We start from the raw sequence: 18,450 nt of genomic DNA, 5'->3' as shown, positions 1-18,450 counted from the left end.
CCGTACCTGAAGCGGTGGGGTCAGCCCCGCCGCAGCTGGTCCGCGGGGACGTCGCGGGGACCCACCTCGGCGGCATCACCGGCGTCTTCCCAGGCCCAGCACCAGCCGTTGGCATTGACCAGGCGCTTCTCGTCCATGCCGAAGGCGGCGCAGTAGCCGTGGTCTCCGTCCTCCTCGTGGGGGACGTAGAGCAGGCAGTTGGCGCAGAACTGGTGGCTTTCGAAGCGGGGATGGTCCATGTCGGCGTCGGCCTGATTATGCACGTAGCCGATGCCCTTGGCCTCCGGCGCATCCTCGCTGATGATCTCCCAGGTCCGGTCGTTGCCGTTGTTGTTGTCATCCGCCATGGCCTTGGAGCCGAACAGGCTCGCGGCCGGGATCGCCGCCGTGCTCATTAGGCCCAGGCGCAGGAACTTGCGGCGGGAGCGGTCACACGGTTTCTTGCTCATCATTCTGGCTCCTCTCACGTCAGGGTCGAGGTGACCTTCCAATGCACCACCCCGGCCGACTCAGGGGGCCGGTGATGGATCTTTCCAGTATACGGTTCTGTGCGACGTAACGGCGCATTTGCCAGCGTTTAGAGAATGGTCGTACTATCGCGCCAGGCGCAAGGGGGGCGCGACGATGTTGCCCAATGCGCGCCGAGGTCTCTAGCGGGGAGGACACGATGGAGCACGTGGTGATCGTCGACCCGGAAGGGCAGCGCGTCGGCACCGAAGAGAAGATCCGCGCCCACGCCGACGGCGGGACCCTGCACCTGGCGTTCTGCGTGCTCGTGTTCAGTCCGCGCGGTCATTTGCTCCTGCAGCGTCGCGCCGATAGCAAGTACCACTTCTCGGGGCTCTGGTCGAACTCCTGCTGTGGCCATCCGCGGCCCGGCGAGGGCGTCACCGAGGCGGCCGAGCGCCGCCTGGGCGAAGAGTTCGGTTTCACGACCCGCTTGCAGCCGGTTGCGCAGTTTACCTACCACGCCGAAGATCCTCATACCGGGCTCGCCGAACATGAATACGCCCATGTGCTGATTGGCCGCGCCCTGGACGATCAGCCCGCCCCGGATCCGGCCGAAATCGGCGCATGGGCCTGGGCGGCCCCGTTGCGGATTCAGGCGGATACCGAGCAGCATCCCCGGCGTTACACGCCGTGGTTCCGGCGTCTGATTCGTGAGCAGCCGGTCGCGGAGTGGGCGGCCCGGTAGGGCTGTACCGGGCGTGTCCCTCTGTTAATCTGCGCGCGGGCCGGGCGGCCCGTTTCCGCAAGGTCACTGACTCCAAAAACTGGGACGGCACAATCCATGGCACCAGCGTTTCCCTTCTCGGCGATCGCCGGGCAAGACGAGATGAAGCTCGCGATGACCATTGCCGCGGTGGACGGCTCCATCGGCGGTGTATTGGTCTTTGGCGACCGCGGCACCGGCAAGTCGACGGTAGTCCGTGCCCTGGCCGGGCTGCTGCCGACGATTCGCGCAGTGTCTGACTGCCCGTACCACTGCAACCCGGATCACGACGATACCCTCTGCGATCACTGCCGGGAGCAGACCCAGGCGGGCAAGCAACTCAACGTGCAAGAGATCAACGTGCCGGTGGTGGACCTGCCGCTGGGGGTGACCGAGGACCGTGTCGTCGGTGCCCTCGACCTCGAGCAGGCGCTGACGCGGGGGGAAAAGGCCTTCGAGCCGGGGCTTCTGGCACGCGCCAACCGCGGTTTTCTTTATATCGACGAGGTGAACCTCCTCGAGGATCACATTGTTGATCTCCTGCTTGACGTGGCCGCCAGCGGCGAGAACGTGGTCGAGCGCGAGGGGCTCAGCGTGCGCCACCCGGCCAAGTTCGTCCTGATTGGCAGCGGCAACCCTGAGGAGGGAGAGCTTCGCCCGCAGCTGCTCGACCGTTTCGGGCTGTCGGTGGAAGTCTCCACGCCGGAAGACCTGCATACGCGCATGCAGGTGGTCCGCCGGCGCGATGAGTACGAGTCCGACCCGAAGGCGTTCGTGCGCAAGTGGGCGGATCATGACGCCGAGGTGCGGGAGCGCATCGAGCGCGGACGCGAGCAGCTGCCGCACGTCGAGGTCACCGATGAGATCCTTGAGCGCACGTCGACGCTGTGCATCGCCCTGGGCACCGACGGGCTCCGCGGTGAACTGACCCTGATCCGTGCCGCCCGCGCTGCCGCTGCCCTCGAGCAGGCGGGTCAGGTCGAGGTCAAGCACCTGCGCCAAGTGGCGAGCGTGGCGCTGCGCCATCGGCTGCGCCGCGATCCCCTCGACGAGTCCGGGTCCACCACCCGGGTCCAGCGAGCCGTGGAGGAGCACCTGCCTGCATGAGCGCCGCGCTCGATTACACCAACGCCGAGTCCGCCTGGGAGGATGCGACGTGCGCCGCGGCGCTGCTGGCGATCGACCCCCCCGGCGTGGGGGGGGTATGCCTGCGCTCGCTGCCCGGGCCGGTGCGCGAGCGCTGGGTGCAGATCGCCCGTGAGCTGCTGCCCGCGGGTACGCCCTGGCGCCGCATCCCGATCAATATCTCGGACAGCCGCCTGCTAGGCGGGCTCGACCTGACCGCTACGCTGCGTTCCGGCCGGCCAGTGGTCGAGCGCGGGGTGTTGGCCGAGGTCGATGGCGGCGTGGCCGTGCTGGCGATGGCTGAGCGCATTGCGCCGGCCACGGCCGGCAAGCTGGGGGCCGTGCTCGATAACGGCGAGGTCCGGCTGGAGCGGGACGGCCTGGCCGATCGGATGACGAGTCGTTTCGGGGTGATCGCCCTGGACGAGGGAGCCGAGGAGGACGAGCGGCCGGTGGGACCGCTCCGGGACCGCCTGGGTTGCCATCTTGAGCTTAACGGGATTCCGGTCCACGTCGCTGGCGGCTGCGAGTACACAGCGGAGGATGTCGCCGCGGCCCGCGAGCGCCTGGACCAGGTCACTTGCTCCGACGACCTCGCCGAGGCCCTGTGTGCCGGCGGGCTGGCGCTTGGCATCGGCTCGCTGCGCGCACCGCTGCAGGCCCTGCGCGCCGCGCGGGCGGCCGCTGCGCTGGATGGGCGGACCGAGGTCAGCCAGGAGGATGTTGCCCTGGCCACCCGCCTGATCCTGGTGCCGCGGGCCACCCGCATTCCGGAGATGCAACAGCCGGAACAGGAGCAGCCCGAAGAGCAGCAGGAGCCTGAACAGCAGGAGGCCGAGCAGCAGGAACAGGAGGAGCCGCCCCCGCCGCCAGAACAGGAGACGGATGAGGAGCGGCCGGAGGATGACGGCGGCGAGCAGGACCAGCCCGAGGAAGGGCCGGACGAGGAGGACGACGAAGAGCAGGCGCCGGCGGAGATCCCCGCCGAGGTGGTGCTCGATGCAGCGCGTGCCGTACTGCCTGACAACCTGCTGCAGCAGATGAAGATCCGGGAACTGGCCCAGCGCAACCGCTCGCAGACGCCGGGGCGGGCCGGTGCCCTTCAGCAGGGCGGTGGGCGCGGCCGGCCGGCCGGGGTGCGCCCGGGCAGTCCCGGTGGCGGGGCTCGGTTGAATGTTGTGGAGACCCTGCGCACGGCGGCCCCCTGGCAGCCCCTGCGGCGCCAGCACGACCAGACCGGCCGCCGGGTGATCGTCCGCCCCGAGGACTTTCGTATTACCCGGTTCAAGCAGCGCAGTCAGACGACGACCATCTTCGCGGTGGACGCCTCGGGGTCATCAGCCATGCACCGCCTCTCCGAGGCCAAGGGCGCCGTGGAGCTGCTGCTGGCCGAATGCTACGTGCGTCGGGATGAGGTGGCGCTGGTTGCCTTCCGGGGCCGAGGGGCCGAGGTGCTGCTGCCGCCGACGCGCTCGCTGACCCGCGCCAAGAAGGGGCTTGCCGGGCTGCCCGGGGGAGGCGGCACGCCGTTGGCTGCAGGCATCGATACCGCCCGACAGCTCACCGACGAGGTCCGCCGCAAGGGCGCCACCCCGGTGTTGATCCTGCTCACCGACGGCCGCGCCAATGTCACCCGTGAAGGGGTGGGCGGTCGTGACAAGGCGCAGCAGGAGGCCACCGAGTCGGCTCGCGCCATCCGGGTGATGGGGATCCGGGCTCTGGTGGTGGACACCTCGCCGCGGCCGCGGCCGATGGGTCGTGAGCTGGCCGAGGCCATGGGCGCCGAATACCTGCCCCTGCCGCGTGCCGATGCCTCTTCGATCAGCTCAGCGGTGCAGGCGGTGACCGGTACCGGGCGCTAGACCTAGGAGGGAGGCCATGGGAGCGGGTTTGGCCTGGGAGCGGGAGGCTGCCGGGTGGCCGAACCACAAGGCGAGCCGTTTCGTCGACGCGGGCGGGTTGCGCTGGCACGTCCAGGTCTACGGAGAGGGGCCGCCCGCCCTGCTGCTGCATGGCAGTGCCGCTTCCGTTCACTCCTGGCGCGATTTCGGCCCGCGGCTGGCTCGGCACTATACCGTGGTCGCGCCGGACCTGCCGGGTCACGGATTCAGCGCCCCGCCGCCGCGCCGCCTGCAGACTCTGGGCGGGGCCGGGCAGGGGATCGCCGAACTCCTCCATGCGCTTGAGCTGTGTCCACGGGTGGCTATCGGCCACTCGGTGGGCGCAGCGCTGCTGGCGCGCATGGCCCTCGACGCGCGGATCCGCCCGGATGTGCTGATCAGCATCAACGGCGCCTTTCTGCCCTTCAGCGGCATCGCCGGCCACCTGTTTCCCACCACCGCCCGTCTCCTGACTTACAACCCGCTGGTCCCCTTCTGGCTCGCTTTTCGTGCCCGCAACAGGGATTTCCTCGCGGATGTGCTGGCGCGCACCGGATCCCGGATCGACGAGGCGGGTATCGACCTCTATCAGCGGCTGGCCACCCACCCAGGGCATGTGGCCGCTGCGCTGGGGATGATGGCCCGCACCCATGACGGTCTCTACGCGCTGATGGAGGATCTGCCGCGGCTGACCGTGCCGCTGGTCCTGTTCGCAGCCAGTGGGGATCGCACCGTGCCCCCGGCGCAGGCCGAGCGGGTTCGGCTGCGGGTGCCGTCGGCGCGACTGGAAACCCTCTCCGACCTTGGCCATCTGGCGCACGAGGAAGCGCCGGATCGGGTGGCCGAGCAGGTCCTGGCCGCCATCCGCACGACCGCGCCAAAAGGTCGCGGTGAAGCGGATGTTCGTTGACATAGTCCCGACCGTACTTAAGGTGAAACCTATGCGAATGAATCCTGATGCTCCTGCACCCGCTGTCGGCGGTCAGTCTCCCCACGCCGTGGTCATCGGGGCCGGCTTCGGCGGGCTGGCGGCGGCCATCCGTCTCGGCGCGCGTGGCTACCGGGTCACCGTGGTGGACCGTCTGGACGGACCAGGGGGGCGGGCCTACGTGCATCATCAGGACGGATTCACCTTCGATGCCGGGCCGACCATCGTGACCGCGCCATTTCTCTTCCGGGAACTCTGGGAGCTGGCGGGTCGGCGCTTTGAGGACGACATCGACCTGCGCCTGATGGACCCCTTCTACCGGGTCCGTTTCGATGACGGCAGTCACTTCGACTACACCGGCGATCCGGAGCGGATGCGGGCCGAGGTGGAGCGCTTCGCACCCGGCGATGTCGATGGCTACCACCGCTACATGGCGGCCAGCGAGGAGATCTTCCGGATCGGCTTCGAGGAGCTCAGCTACAAGCCGTTCAACCGGTTTACCGACATGCTCCGCGTGGTCCCGGACCTGATCCGGCTGCAGAGCTACTACAGCGTTCACGGGCTGGTTTCGCGCTACGTCAAGGACGAGCGGCTGCGTCAGGTGCTCAGCTTCCACCCGCTGCTCATCGGCGGCAACCCGTTTTCGGTGACCTCGGTCTACTGCCTGATCGAGTACCTTGAGCAGCACTGGGGGGTCCACTACGTCATGGGTGGTACGGGCAGGCTGGCCAGCGGCATGGCCGATCTGATCGCCGGGCAGGGGGGCGAGGTCCGTTACAACGCCGACGTCGAGGCGATCACCGTGGATCAGGGGCGGGCGACCGGCGTGGAGCTGAGCAGCGGCGAGCGCATCGCGGCCGATGTCGTTGTATCCAATGCCGATGCCGCTTGGACCTACCGCAAGCTGGTGCCGGCCAGTGCCCGCCGCCGTTGGAGCGATCGCCGCCTGGACCGGGCGCGCTACTCCATGGGTCTCTACGTCTGGTACTTCGGTACCCGCCGCCAATACCACGACGTGCCGCATCACACCATCCTCATGGGGCCACGGTACAAGGAGCTGATCCGAGACATCTTCGAGCGCAAGGTGCTGGCGGAAGACTTCAGCCTGTACCTGCATCGGCCGACGGCCACCGATCCGTCCCTGGCGCCGGAGGGGTGTGACGCGTTCTATGTGCTCTCGCCGGTGCCCCACCTCGGTGGGGACGTGGACTGGGAGGCGCAGGCCGAGCCCTACCGGCAGGCGATCTCGCAGTACCTCAGCGAGACGGTCCTGCCCGGGCTGGAGGAAGAGCTCGTGACCTCCCTGGTGGCCACGCCGCTTGATTTCCGCCACCGGCTGAAGTCGTGGCTCGGCACCGGCTTCAGCCTGGAGCCGGTGCTCCAGCAGAGCGCCTGGTTCCGCCCGCACAACCGCAGCGAAGACGTCCAGAACCTTTTCCTGGTCGGTGCCGGTACGCACCCCGGCGCCGGCCTGCCCGGTGTAGTCTCATCCGCCAAAATCCTCGACGAGGTAGTCCCAGATGCTCGTACCTTCGCCTGATCCAAGCCTGGCGCCGGAGCCGTACCTGCTCCATACCGATCGCCGAGCTTGTCGGGCCCTGCTCAGCACCGGGTCGCGGACCTTCATGGCGGCTTCCTGGCTGCTCCCGCGGGAGCAGCGGGATGCCGCGACGGCCCTTTACGCCTTCTGTCGCGAAGCGGATGACGCCGTGGACGAAGGACCGGGTGATGCGGCGGCCCTGGCCGCGCTCCGTGAGCGCCTGGAGGCGGCCTACGCCGGCCGGCCCCAGTCGCACCCGGCGGACCGTGCCTTTGCCTGCGTCGCCCACTACTACAACATCCCGCCAACCTTGCCGGGGGCCCTGATCGAGGGGTTTCGCTGGGACGCCGAGGGACGCGGCTACGAGACCATCGAAGAACTCTACGAGTACGCCGTGCGCGTTGCCGGGACCGTCGGCGTAATGATGTCGCTGCTTATGGATGTGCGCAGTCCGTCCGCCCTGGCTCGGGCCTGCGATCTTGGGATCGGCATGCAGCTGACCAACATCGCCCGCGATGTGGGTGAGGACGCGCGGCGTGGCCGGCTCTATCTGCCGCGGCAGTGGATGCGCGAGGCCGGCGTCGACCCGGACGCCTTCCTCGCCCGGCCGCGGTTCTCGTCGGAACTCGGCGGCGTCATCCAGCGACTGCTGCGGGACGCCGATCGCCACTACGAACGGGCGATGCCGGGATTCCACGCGCTGCCTCGCCGGGTGCGCCCCGGCCTGTGCGCAGCACGTCTGCTCTACGCCGAGATCGGCCGCGAGCTGGAACGCCGCGGCTGTGACTCGGTGAACCAGCGGGCCGTGGTCAGCGGGCAGCGCAAAGTGCGTGTCTTCTCTCAGGTTGCCTCGACGCTGGCCGCCGCGCCGCGGGACGATTCGGCGCCGGCCTTGCCACAGGGGCAGTACCTGATCGATGCTGTCAGGCAGGTTCCCGAGGCCGTCGGCCCGCCGGGGCGCCTAGAGGGGCAGGTCGCCTGGGTGCTGGGCCTGTTCGAGCGCCTCGAGCGGATGGACGCGGAGCGCCTGGAGCGTATGGACGCCGCCCGCTCCGGGCGTCAGGTCTCCGGATAGTCCGGGCGGCGTCGTTGCGCGGAGGGGCGGTCGATGGATCTGCCCGGTTTCATCATCTTCAAGCTCGCACTCGTGGCTTTGGCCATGGCCTACGCCGTACGCGAGATCGTGATCATGCGCCGCGACCTGCGGCAGATCCGCGAGGAGCGCGAACGCGATCGGAACGGCGCCGGACGCTGACAGGCCACGGGCAGTCGGGCTGCCCGTGGCGACGGTCGCCGCTTGTCCAGTACTTCAGCCGGTACGCGTCGCGCGGCGAGGCATCCGGAATGGCAGCAATGGCTTGACCCAGGCGCTGGCGAAGCGGTTGAGGTCTAAGCTTTCGTGGACCGCTCGCAACGGGCGGCCGTCCACCGCCGTAGCGACCAGGGAGCGCGCGTAGAATGGGGTGTCCTCCAGGGTCTCGATGAGTCGGGCCTGCTCCGGGGCGTCGGCCGGGATGCGCCTGCGGATGCCCCACAGCGCCGTTGGCAGGGGGGCCGATGCCGGAGCAGGGGCCTCGCTGACCGCCCCCTGCCGGTCGAAACGGATCGTCTTGCGGTACGCCTCCCCCTGCCGGGGGGTGACGTCGTAGAGCACCGTGGTGCCGTCGGCATCGCTGGCGCGCGACCAGTGCCAGCCGCTGAATCCGTCCTCCAGCGGTTCATCGCCGGCGTTGGTGTCGAGGTAGCCCTCGCCCTCCCAGCGGACCCGCGGCTTCTCCAGCTCGACCTGGACCCGGGCGCAGGGGGCCAGGGCACACCAGCGGTGGCGGCCAGCGGGGTCGAGAACCAGCGCCTGGTCGTTGGCGACCCGGGGGGTCAGGCGAATGCGGCCGCGCAGGTACGCCGGGCGCGGGAAGGTTAGCTCGTCGATGTCCAGCAGGAGCTCCCCGTCCACCCACCGCGCCTGGCTGGGGCCGACGACCAGGGTGTCACGGTCGCGTCGCAGCGCGTGCCGGTCCCGTTCGGTCATGCACCAGTGTCCGCGCTTCTCGCCGTAGAGTGCGACGTTGAAGGCGCAGTGGTCCTCCGGAATGGCCGTCCCGCGCTGCCGTGCCCACGCATAATAGGGTGAGAAGACGCTGCCGACGAACAGGATGACCGTCAGCCCGTGACGGCCGTCATCGCTCAGGGCGTCGAGGTACCACCAGACGTAGCCCCCCGAAGGGACCGTGTGACGGAAGTCAGGTCGGCCAGCACTTGCGCCGCCGCCAGGCGCCCGGACATCATCGCCATCGGCAGACCCGCCCCCGGGTGCGTGCTGCCCCCCGCCAGATAGAGCCCCGGCACCCGCGTGCGCGCCGCTGGACGCTGAAACGAGGCCCGCCACCCGTGGCTGGCCATCCCGTACAACGCCCCGCCCGTCGCCGGGTAACGCGCCTCGAAGTCCGTGGGCGTGTGGATGACCGGCGTCTCTTCCGTGGGCTGGATGCTGAGGCCGCAGCGCTCCAGGAGCGAGAGGGTCTGGTGCTGGCATTGTTGGATCTCCGTGTCGCTGAAGCTTTTCCGGTCGCCTTGGGCCGGCGCGTTGATCAGGCAGAGGAGGCGCTCGGGGCCGGCAACCGACTGCTGGTCGTGGCGATCCTGGGCGCAGATATAGACCGTTGGTTCCGGGGGCGGCTCGCCGCGGCGGAAGACGGCCTGGAACTCGTCTGCGTAGTCGCTGCTGAAGAAGACCGAGTGATGGTGAAGCGGGAACCCCCCGGTCTTGGCCCGCCAGTTCCAAGTGATCGCGGACTGCGAGCGGGTCCGGGGCGGCTGTCTGCGCACCGCCGAGCGCAGGTGGTCGCCGAAGAGCCCGCTGGCCAGGGCGGCGGCATCGCCGTTGCTGACGACCGTCCCGGCTGGCAGGAACTCGCCGTGGGCCAGTTCGACGCCGCTGACCCGGCCTCGGGCGGTGTGGATGGCCCGTGCCCGGGTGGCGCAGCGCAGTTCGACCCCGCACCGTTCAGCGAGCCCGGCCAGAGCGGTGGCCAGACGGTGCATCCCGCCCTCAACCTGCCAAACTCCTTCCGACTCCACGTGGGCGATCAACATCAGCGTGGCTGGTGCCTCGAACGGAGAGGAGCCGCAGTAGGTTGCGTAACGGCCGTAGAGTTGTCGCAGGCGCGAATCGTGGAAGTAGCGGCCAAGAGCTTGCCAGAGGGTGGTGAACGGACTGATGCGCAGCATGGCGCCGAGGTTGCGGTAGCCGACGCGGTGGAAAAGACCCAGCGGGGTAGTGCGCTGTGCGCGCATGAACGTGTTGTCCAGCGTGTCGTGGATCTCCGCGGCGCGGCGGCAGAAGGCACGGAAGCGCCGCGCCTCGGCGGGGCCTGCGAACTCGCCGATCGCCTCGGCGGATTGTCGTGGATCGGCAAACAAATCCAGCTGCCCGCCTTCGACCCAGGCGTGCCGGGCCAAGCGCTCAACGGGGCGCAGTCGCAAATGGTCCTCAAGGCGTTCCCCCGCGTCGGCGAAGAGTTCCTCGAAGGCACCGCGCATGGTGAAGACCGTCGGCCCGGCGTCCAGCCAGGCGTCGCCGATGCGCACCGGGCGCAGTTTCCCTCCCGGTGTCGGTGCCTGTTCAACCAGCGTGACTTGCAGTCCGGCGCAGGCCAGGTCGATGGCGGTGGCGAGCCCGCCGACACCGGCGCCGATCACCACGGCGTTCTGTTCTCCTGCGGCTGGGCTTCGCATCGACGTTGACATGGGGTGGGTCCCTGACTAGCGTACTCGACGACTCACGTCTTCCCTGGAACGCAAGCCTACACGCCGCCGGCGGGAGGGGGCTACATGGAACCAAGCAAAAGAATCGAAAGCGCCCTGGAGGCCGCAGTGGCCCGGGCAACGGCTGCCCCGGCCCCGCCACAGCTGGCGCATGCCGTGCATCATGCCGTATTTGCCGGCGGCGCCCGCGTCCGGCCGCGCCTGTGCCTGACCGTCGCTGCGGCCTGTGGCGATGATCACCCCGAGCTGGCCGACGCGGCGGCCATCGCTATCGAGTTGATGCACTGTGCCTCGCTGGTCCACGACGATCTGCCGTGCTTCGACGATGCGGCGACGCGTCGCGGGCAGCCGTCGGTGCACGCCGCCTACGGCGAGCGCTTGGCTGTACTGGCCGGCGATGCGCTCATCGTCCACGCGTTGGAGACGTTGGCGCTGCAGGTGCCGCAGGCCCCGCAGCGGGCCGGTGCCCTGCTGGCCACGGTGACCCGGGCAACCGGTATGCCCTACGGCATTACGGCCGGGCAGGCCTGGGAGTCCGAGCCGGAAATCCCGGTGGCGGAGTATCACCAGGCCAAGACCGGCTCGCTGTTCGCGGCTGCCACCGTTGCCGGAGCCATCGCCGCCGGCGCCGAGGAGCAGGCCGATCGGTGGCGGACGGTAGGCGAGCGGTTGGGCGAGGCGTATCAGGTCGCCGATGACCTGCGTGACGCTGTCGGGGCCGAGGATGAACTCGGCAAGCCCACCGGCCAGGACTCGTCCCACGGCCTGGCTAACGCGGTCTCGGAGCACGGCCTTGAGGGGGCCAAGGAGCGTCTGGATCGGCTGGTGCAGGAGGCGGTCGACGCGGTCCCGGACTGCGCCGGTGCCGAGCAGCTGCGCGCCGGTATCCTCGAAGAGATGGAGCGGGTCCTGCCCAAGACGCTGGGCCGCAGCGCGGCGTGATCCGTAGCTGGCGAGACAGCCGATGGCGGGATCGCCTGCATGACTGGCGAGACCGCCTGCTGGCCAGCCCCCGTTTCCATCGGCTGGCGGCACGCTTCCCGCTGACCCGGCCAATCGCTCGACGGCGCTCCAGCGAGCTGTTCGACCTGTGTGCCGGGTTCATCTACTCGCAGGTCGTTCTGGCCAGCGTGCGCAGCGGCCTGCTGGATCTGCTCAACGAGGGGGCGCAGCCCCGGGAGCGGCTGCTGAACCGCCTCGGGCTGCCGGAGATGGCGGGGCAACGGTTGCTTGAGGCAGCCGAGGCCTTGCGCCTGGCAGAGTCTCGCAGCGCCGGGCAGTACGGTCTCGGTGACCTGGGGGCCGTGCTGGTGGCCGCGCCGGGCATCCGCGCCATGGTCGATCACCACGCCCTGCTTTACGAGGATCTTCAGGATCCGCTGGCGCTGCTGCAGGGCGAGCGTGGCGAGACCGCCCTCGGGCGTTATTGGGCCTATGCCGGCAACCAGTCGCCGGACGCGCTGACGGGCAGCGAGGTGGATGGCTACAGCGGGCTGATGGCTGCCTCGCAGCCGATGGTGGCCACCGAGGTGCTCGATGCCTATCCGCTGCGCCGGCACCGGAGGTTGATGGATGTGGGCGGGGGCGAGGGGGCCTTCCTGATCGCTGCTGCCCGTCGATGGCCCCACCTGCATGGGCAGGTGATCGATCTCCCCGCCGTAGCCGAACGCGCCCGTGCCCGTATCGCCGAGGCAGGCCTTGAAGAACGCCTGACCGCCGCGGGGGCCGACTTCTTCCGGGACGCTCTGCCCGCCGATGCGGATGTGGTCTCGCTCGTGCGCATCCTGCACGATCACGACGATGAAGAGGCAGCCCGGCTACTAAAGAACCTGCACCGCAGCCTGCGCCCCGGAACCACGGTCCTGGTGGCCGAGCCGATGTCGGGGACACCGGGGGCCGAGCGGGTGGGCGGTGCCTACTTCGGGATCTACCTTTTCGCGATGGGGCGTGGGCGGCCCCGAACCGTGGCCGAAAACCGCGGGCTTCTCGAGGGGGCCGGGTTTGAGCAGATCCGGTTATTGCCAGGCTGCAATCCGCTGCAGGCCCGTGTAATTGCGGCTAAAAGCCGCAGCCTATCCCGGTGATCGACCAGCTTGACACACGGGGAAGTCAAGTTAGGCTGACACCATGTCTGACCCAAGCCCTGTATCGAATGCCGATCCGGGTGGGCCGTCCGGCGGCCCGTACTCGGCTCGTGCGGTCCTTTTCGAGGCCCCTGAGCGCCTCGCCCTTCAGGATGTGGCCTTGACGGACCCCGGGCCGGGGGACGTCGTGGTCGATATCGACTTCAGCGGGATCAGCACCGGCACCGAGCGCCTGCTCTGGAAGGGCACCATGCCCCAGTTTCCGGGGCTGGCCTACCCGCTGGTTCCCGGCTACGAGTCCGTGGGCCGGGTCATCGCGGCCGGGGCCGAGTCGGGGCGGCAGGAGGGCGAGGCCGTGTTCGTCCCCGGCGCCCGCTGCTACCGGGAGGTCAGCGGGTTGTTCGGCGGGGCCGCCTCGCGCCTGGTGGTCTCCGGCGAGCGGGTCATCCCGTTGCCGGATGGCCTCGGCGAGCGTGGCGTGTTGTTGGCCCTGGCCGCTACGGCGTGGCACGCGGTGGCCGAGGCACCCCCGGATCTGGTGATCGGCCACGGTGTGCTGGGCCGGCTGATAGCGCGCATCGGGGTGTCGCTCGGCCATACTCCGACGGTTTGGGAGACCAACGAGGACCGGCGAACCGGTGCCGACGGCTACACGGTGCTGGAACCGGACACCGATGAGCGCCACGACTACGCGCGCATCTGCGATGTCAGTGGCGACGCCGCGCTCCTCGATACCCTGATCGGGCGGCTGGCGCACGGAGGCGAGGTGGTGCTGGCCGGGTTCTACAGCGAGCGCCTGTCGTTCGCGTTCCCGTCGGCCTTCATGCGTGAGGCCCGGCTGCGTGTGGCGGCCGAGTGGCAGCGGGACGATCTGCAGGCCGTAACGCGGCAGATCGAGTCAGGGGCGCTCAGCCTCGACGGTCTGATTACGCACTGCCTCGATGCCGCCGAGGCGGCATCGGCCTACCGGATCGCCTTCGGTGATCCCGACTGTCTCAAGATGGTCCTCGACTGGAGAAACAGCTGATGAGCAGCGAGCAGCCGGCGAAAGAGACCCAGATCATCGCCATCTACGGCAAGGGCGGCATCGGCAAGAGCTTCACGCTCTCCAACCTCTCCTACATGATGGCGCAACAGGGCAAGAAGGTCCTGCTCATCGGCTGCGACCCCAAAAGCGATACCACCTCGCTGCTCTTTGGCGGGCGGGCCTGCCCCACGATCATCGATACCTCCTCGCGCAAGAAGGCCGCCGGCGAGACGTTGAGCATCGGCGACGTCTGCTTCAAGCGCGATGGGGTCTTCGCCATGGAGCTCGGCGGCCCGGAGGTGGGCCGCGGCTGTGGTGGACGCGGGATCATCCACGGGTTCGAGATCCTGGAGAACCTGGGGTTCCACGACTGGGACTTCGATTACGTCCTGCTCGATTTCCTCGGCGACGTGGTCTGTGGCGGGTTTGGCCTGCCCATCGCGCGTGACCTGTGCCAGAAGGTCATCCTGGTGGGGGCGAACGATCTACAGTCGCTCTACGTCGTCAACAACGTCTGCTCGGCGGTGGAGTATTTCAGCCGCCTGGGCGGGAGTGTCGGCGTCGCCGGGCTGGTGGTGAACAAGGATGACGGTACCGGCGAGGCGCAGGCACTCGCCGAGCAGGCTGGGATACCGGTGCTCTCGAGCATCCCCGCGGACGACGAGATCCGGCGCAAGAGCGCCAACTACGAGATCATCGGCTACCCGGGTGGTCCCTGGGGAGACCTGTTCGGGCAGCTGGCGCAGAACATCGCCGGTGCCCCGCCGGTCATGCCTCAACCCCTGAGTCACGACCAACTGCTCGGGCTGTTCAAGAGTGACGAGGTCGGCGGCGAGGTCGAACTCGTGCCGGCCACTCCGGAGGACATGTGCCCGCAGGGGGCGACCAGGAAGCCATCCCTGGAGATCGTCTACGACGATACCTGAGCCAGACCCCGGAGTAAGGGCCATGAACGATCGAGCGGGACCCCATGATCAACCCCAGACCATGTGCCCGGCCTTCGGGTCGTTGCGCGTGGGGCTGCGCATGCGCCGCACCGCCACCGTGGTGGCGGGTTCGGCTTGCTGCGTCTACGGGCTGACCTTCACTTCGCACTTCTATGGTGCCCGGCGCAGCGTTGGCTACGTGCCCTTCGACTCCGAGTCGCTGGTGACCGGGGGGCTGTTCGAAGACGTCCACCAGGCGGTGTACGACCTTGCCGACCCGGCGCGCTACGACGCCATCGTGGTCATCAACCTCTGCGTGCCGACGGCCTCCGGCGTGCCCCTGCGGCTGTTGCCCGAGGCGATCAACGGTGTCCGCGTGGTGCCGCTGGAGGTGCCCGGTTTCGGTGTGCCCACTCATGCCGAGGCCAAGGACAAGCTGGCGGCCGCCATGCTGCGTTACGCCCGGCAGGAGGCCGAACAGGGCCCGGTGGCGGCGCCGCGCAGTGGCCGGGGCGATCTGCCCACGGTGGCGCTGCTCGGCGAGATGTTCCCGGGCGATCCGGTCAGTATCAGCCGTTTGCTCGAGCCCATGGGCCTGGCGGCGGGGCAGGTGGTGCCGACGCGCGAGTGGCGCGAGCTTTACGCGGCCCTCGATTGCCGCGCGGCTGCCGCAATCCACCCGTTCTATACGGCGTCGCTGGCGGAGTTCGAAGCAGCGGGGCGGGCGCTGGTGCCCTCGGCCCCCGTCGGACGGGATGGCACTGCAGCCTGGCTCGAGGCGGTCGGAGCGGCCTGCGACGTCGGGCGTGCCGAGATCGACACGGCGAAATCGGCTGCGCTTCCCGCCATCGAAGAGGCCATCGCGGCTGCGCCGGTGCACGGCCGGATTACGGTCTCCGGATACGAGGGCTCCGAGCTGCTGGTTGCCCGGCTGCTCGTCGAATGTGGCGCGGACGTGCGCTACGTGGGCACGGCCGTGGGTCAGACGCGGTGGTCGGATCCGGATCGCGAGTGGCTCGAGGCGCGAGGGATCCCAGTGCGTTTCCGGGCGACGCTGGAGGACGATACCGCGGCGGTGGACGAGCACCAGCCCGATTTGGCCATCGGCACCACACCCGTGGTCCAGCACGCCAAGGAGCAGGCCATTCCCGGCCTGTACTTCACCAATCTGATCTCTGCGCGACCGTTGATGGGGCCGTCGGGGCCAGGGGCGCTGGCTCAGGTTATCAACGCCGCGATCGGGAACAAGGAGCGCTTTGACGCCATGAACGCATTCTTCGCCGGCGTGGGTACGGGCGAGACCGGCGGCGTGTGGAGCGAATCGCCGCAGATCCCGCCGCGGGTTGAGATCAAGGCGGGCGGCGTCGGGCGTTGTGGGGAGGGACGCTGATGCTCATCCCCGATCTTGATCGTGCTGGCGGATACTGGGGGGCGGTGTACGCGTTCACGGCCGTCAAGGGCCTGCAGGTGATCATCGATGGCCCGGTCGGGTGCGAGAACCTGCCGGTGACCGCCGTTTTGCACTACACCGACGCCCTGCCGCCGGAAGAACTCCCGGTGGTCGTCACCGGCCTCTCCGAGGAAGAGCTCAACCGAGAGGGCACCGAGGGCGCCATGAAGCGGGCCCACGGCACCCTCGATCCCCAGCAGCCGACTGTCGTCGTAACCGGTTCCATTGCCGAGATGATCGGCGGCGGCGTGACGCCTGAAGGCACCGGGATACGCCGTTTCCTGCCGAGAACCATCGACGAGGATCAGTGGCAGGCCTCGGATCGGGCGCTGCGCTGGCTCTGGGAGCAGTTCGGCATGCGCCGCGGGCGCGCGCCGCGTCCGCGCGAACGGGAGGCCGGCGCGCCGCCGCGGGTCAACATCATCGGCCCGGCCTACGGGATGTTCAATATGCCCTCGGACCTGGCCGAGATCCGCCGGCTGGTCGAGGGCATCGGCGCGGAAGTCAATCTGGTCTTTCCTCTTGGTTGCCACGTGGATCAGATCCCGCGGCTGGTGGATGCTGATGTCAACATCTGCATGTACCGGGAGTATGGGCGCGGGCTCTGCGAGGCGCTCGGACGGCCCTATCTGCAGGCGCCGGTTGGCCTGCACAGTACGACGCGATTCCTGCACGCCCTCGGCGAGCAGCTCGGGCTCGATCCGGAGCCGTTTATCGAAAAAGAGAAACACACCACACTAAAACCGCTCTGGGATTTGTGGCGTTCTGTCACACAGGATTTTTACGCCACGGCCAGTTTCGGGATCGTTGCAGCACAAACCCATTCGCTGGGCATTCGGAAATTTCTTGAAAATGACCTGGGGATGCCCTGCAATTTCGCCTTCTCTCGGGCGCCCGGCGTCAAGATCGATAACGACGCCATTCGTGCCGCGATCCGCGGCAATCCGCCACTCGTGCTTTTCGGAAGCTACAACGAGCGGATGTATCTTGCGGAAGTAGGAGGACACGCCAGATATATCCCCGCCTCCTTCCCCGGTGCGGTCATACGCCGCCACACGGGGACCCCGTTCATGGGGTACGGTGGATCCTGTTACATCGTGCAGGAGGTTTGTAACGCGCTCTTCGACGCCCTGTTCCATATCCTGCCGTTGGGCACGGAAATGGATCAGGTGGAGGCCACTCTGGCCCGCGGCGTGCAACCGGAAAAAACGGCGCAGAATGTCGCAGCCGAATCCGAAGCCGCCCCGGCCGAGGCCTCCGAGACCCTGACCTGGGACGAAGAGGCTCGAGCGATACTTGACCGCTGGGTTCAGGAGCAACCGATGCTGGTCCGCATCTCGGCCACCAAGCGGTTGCGCGATGCAGCGGAACAGCGGGCCAAGGAGGCCGGCGAGACTCGAGTCACCGCAGCCCGGGTCAAGAGCTGCAGCGACGTGCTGCCAGGGTCGGGTCCGGGGCGCGGCAACTAAAGCACGAAAAGGGCGCGGCGAAAGCGCGCTATCCCGTTGAAGCCTTACGCGTTGTGCTTTGTTATAGACGGGTAGAGGCGCAGCGGAGAGTTCGACGAGAGGAGGCACTCCGATGGCACACGCAGTCAAAGCACGGCCGAACTCAGCGCGAGCCCGCCGCAAGGAAGAGGCGCAGTACCGCCTGCTGATGGCCGTCAGCTTCGCGGTCTTTCTGGTCGGCGCTCTTCTGGCCCGTCTCGTCCCGGCACGCTGGCGTGCTGCGCAGCAAAAGGGCGAGCGGCAGTCGGTAATCGCCGAGGCACGCGCGGCGGCGCAGACCTCGGTCCCCTTTGCCTTCATGAGCTGATGCGCGGCATTGGGCCGCAGCTCGCAGGGGAAGAGAGAACGAATAACCGATTTTTCTGATCGAGGATCCATCCTCGGTCGGGAAAAAAGCACCACCAAAGCGTGGTGACCAACCCGAGCCGCGCGGGGGCGCGCGGCGCAGGCGAAAAGTCGAACGGAGGAAGTAATTATGGCTGACGAGATGCGGAACGTTAGCGACGAGGAAGCCAAAGAGTTTCACGCGATGTTCTCTCAGGCCTTCACCGTCTACATCGGTGTTGCCGTTGTGGCGCACATCCTGGCCTGGGCCTGGCGTCCGTGGATCCCGGGTGACGAGGGCTTCGGTGCCGCTCTGATCGAGGGTGCCAACGCCGTCACCGCCGCTGTTCAGTCCATCGCGCCCATCGCTGCTTAAGGAGACGTAATCATGTGGAGAATGTGGAAGATCCTCGACTATCGCCGTACGGTGGTTCTGGCCCACGTGGGCATGGCCGTCCTGGCTCTGCTTATTCACTTCATCCTCCTGAGCACGGAGAACTTCAACTGGCTCCAGGGTAACCCCTACGGCGACGCCGAGTCGGCTGCCGAGGTCGCCGATGCTGCGGTCATGCCGCAGCAGCGGGAGGTCTAAGCACCCGAGCCCCCGGCTCTTCGGGAGGACCGCCCCGGTGTGCTTCACACCCGGGGCGGTCGCTCGCCGAAGGCTTCGGGATCCCTGA

Annotated in this window: 19 protein-coding genes; 16 read left to right on the top strand and 3 right to left on the bottom strand. The window is 68.4% G+C overall.

Features of this window, described 5'->3' with window-relative positions; genetic code table 11:
• Positions 1 to 20: 20 nt before the first annotated feature.
• Entirely contained in the window at positions 21 to 449 is a 429-nt protein-coding gene (locus LRA98_RS04070) for a high-potential iron-sulfur protein (protein WP_201171020.1), read from the bottom strand.
• A gap of 218 nt (positions 450 to 667) precedes the next feature.
• On the opposite strand from LRA98_RS04070, the gene idi reads away from it, so the two are divergent.
• From idi to LRA98_RS04035, 7 genes are all read left to right on the top strand, one after another.
• Positions 668 to 1,195 (top strand): isopentenyl-diphosphate Delta-isomerase, encoded by a 528-nt coding sequence (gene idi / locus LRA98_RS04065; RefSeq protein WP_238632483.1) that lies wholly within the window; start codon positions 668 to 670, stop codon positions 1,193 to 1,195.
• 96 nt (positions 1,196 to 1,291) lie between these two features.
• Positions 1,292 to 2,320 carry a magnesium chelatase ATPase subunit I gene (bchI, locus tag LRA98_RS04060; RefSeq protein ID WP_201242195.1) on the top strand — a complete coding sequence of 343 codons (1,029 nt, stop codon included), beginning with the start codon at positions 1,292 to 1,294 and terminating at the stop codon, positions 2,318 to 2,320.
• Complete coding sequence (locus LRA98_RS04055) at positions 2,317 to 4,200, top strand: VWA domain-containing protein (protein ID WP_238632482.1); 1,884 nt, start codon at positions 2,317 to 2,319, stop codon at positions 4,198 to 4,200. The genes bchI and LRA98_RS04055 overlap by 4 nt, the downstream gene beginning before the upstream one ends.
• Positions 4,201 to 4,216: 16 nt before the next feature.
• On the top strand, positions 4,217 to 5,128 hold the full coding sequence (bchO, locus tag LRA98_RS04050; protein WP_201171011.1) for an alpha/beta fold hydrolase BchO: 912 nt from the start codon (positions 4,217 to 4,219) through the stop codon (positions 5,126 to 5,128).
• Positions 5,129 to 5,159: 31 nt separating this feature from the next.
• Entirely contained in the window at positions 5,160 to 6,686 is a 1,527-nt protein-coding gene (locus LRA98_RS04045; RefSeq protein ID WP_201242196.1) for a phytoene desaturase, read from the top strand.
• Complete coding sequence (locus tag LRA98_RS04040; RefSeq protein ID WP_238632481.1) at positions 6,667 to 7,761, top strand: phytoene/squalene synthase family protein; 1,095 nt, start codon at positions 6,667 to 6,669, stop codon at positions 7,759 to 7,761. The genes LRA98_RS04045 and LRA98_RS04040 overlap by 20 nt, the downstream gene beginning before the upstream one ends.
• Before the next feature lie 33 nt (positions 7,762 to 7,794).
• On the top strand, positions 7,795 to 7,941 hold the full coding sequence (locus LRA98_RS04035; RefSeq protein WP_238632480.1) for a hypothetical protein: 147 nt from the start codon (positions 7,795 to 7,797) through the stop codon (positions 7,939 to 7,941).
• 54 nt (positions 7,942 to 7,995) lie between these two features.
• On the opposite strand, the gene LRA98_RS04030 is transcribed toward LRA98_RS04035, so the two are convergent.
• Both LRA98_RS04030 and crtD read right to left on the bottom strand, forming a co-directional pair.
• Positions 7,996 to 8,715, bottom strand: a complete 720-nt coding sequence (locus LRA98_RS04030; RefSeq protein WP_238632479.1) for a carotenoid 1,2-hydratase — start codon at positions 8,713 to 8,715, stop codon at positions 7,996 to 7,998.
• A 155-nt stretch (positions 8,716 to 8,870) separates the two neighbouring features.
• On the bottom strand, positions 8,871 to 10,433 hold the full coding sequence (gene crtD, locus LRA98_RS04025) for a 1-hydroxycarotenoid 3,4-desaturase CrtD (RefSeq protein ID WP_238632478.1): 1,563 nt from the start codon (positions 10,431 to 10,433) through the stop codon (positions 8,871 to 8,873).
• A gap of 84 nt (positions 10,434 to 10,517) precedes the next feature.
• On the opposite strand from crtD, the gene LRA98_RS04020 reads away from it, so the two are divergent.
• The 9 genes from LRA98_RS04020 (at position 10,518) to pufA (ending at position 18,362) form a co-directional block, all read left to right on the top strand.
• Positions 10,518 to 11,393 (top strand): polyprenyl synthetase family protein, encoded by an 876-nt coding sequence (locus LRA98_RS04020; RefSeq protein ID WP_238632477.1) that lies wholly within the window; start codon positions 10,518 to 10,520, stop codon positions 11,391 to 11,393.
• Positions 11,390 to 12,535 carry an acetylserotonin O-methyltransferase gene (locus LRA98_RS04015; protein ID WP_238632476.1) on the top strand — a complete coding sequence of 382 codons (1,146 nt, stop codon included), beginning with the start codon at positions 11,390 to 11,392 and terminating at the stop codon, positions 12,533 to 12,535. The genes LRA98_RS04020 and LRA98_RS04015 overlap by 4 nt, the downstream gene beginning before the upstream one ends.
• 43 nt (positions 12,536 to 12,578) lie before the next feature.
• Positions 12,579 to 13,562 carry a chlorophyll synthesis pathway protein BchC gene (bchC, locus tag LRA98_RS04010; protein ID WP_238632475.1) on the top strand — a complete coding sequence of 328 codons (984 nt, stop codon included), beginning with the start codon at positions 12,579 to 12,581 and terminating at the stop codon, positions 13,560 to 13,562.
• Positions 13,562 to 14,488 (top strand): chlorophyllide a reductase iron protein subunit X, encoded by a 927-nt coding sequence (locus LRA98_RS04005; RefSeq protein WP_201170993.1) that lies wholly within the window; start codon positions 13,562 to 13,564, stop codon positions 14,486 to 14,488. Before bchC ends, LRA98_RS04005 begins: the two co-directional genes overlap by 1 nt.
• Positions 14,489 to 14,510: 22 nt before the next feature.
• Entirely contained in the window at positions 14,511 to 15,878 is a 1,368-nt protein-coding gene (gene bchY, locus LRA98_RS04000; protein WP_201170984.1) for a chlorophyllide a reductase subunit Y, read from the top strand.
• Positions 15,878 to 17,407, top strand: a complete 1,530-nt coding sequence (gene bchZ, locus LRA98_RS03995) for a chlorophyllide a reductase subunit Z (protein ID WP_201242202.1) — start codon at positions 15,878 to 15,880, stop codon at positions 17,405 to 17,407. The genes bchY and bchZ overlap by 1 nt, the downstream gene beginning before the upstream one ends.
• A 112-nt stretch (positions 17,408 to 17,519) precedes the next feature.
• On the top strand, positions 17,520 to 17,753 hold the full coding sequence (locus tag LRA98_RS03990) for a hypothetical protein (RefSeq protein WP_238632474.1): 234 nt from the start codon (positions 17,520 to 17,522) through the stop codon (positions 17,751 to 17,753).
• Between the two features lie 168 nt (positions 17,754 to 17,921).
• On the top strand, positions 17,922 to 18,146 hold the full coding sequence (gene pufB / locus LRA98_RS03985; protein WP_201170961.1) for a light-harvesting antenna LH1, beta subunit: 225 nt from the start codon (positions 17,922 to 17,924) through the stop codon (positions 18,144 to 18,146).
• Positions 18,147 to 18,158: 12 nt separating this feature from the next.
• Positions 18,159 to 18,362: a light-harvesting antenna LH1, alpha subunit gene (gene pufA, locus LRA98_RS03980; protein ID WP_201170958.1), complete on the top strand. Its 204-nt coding sequence runs from the start codon at positions 18,159 to 18,161 to the stop codon at positions 18,360 to 18,362.
• Positions 18,363 to 18,450 lie beyond the last annotated feature (88 nt).

The organism is Halorhodospira sp. M38 (genome assembly GCF_022227985.1).
In the GTDB taxonomy this organism is placed as follows: domain Bacteria; phylum Pseudomonadota; class Gammaproteobacteria; order Nitrococcales; family Halorhodospiraceae; genus Halorhodospira; species Halorhodospira halophila_A.
Note: the sequence above shows the minus strand (reverse complement) of the source record. Positions and strands in the feature narration are given on the sequence as shown.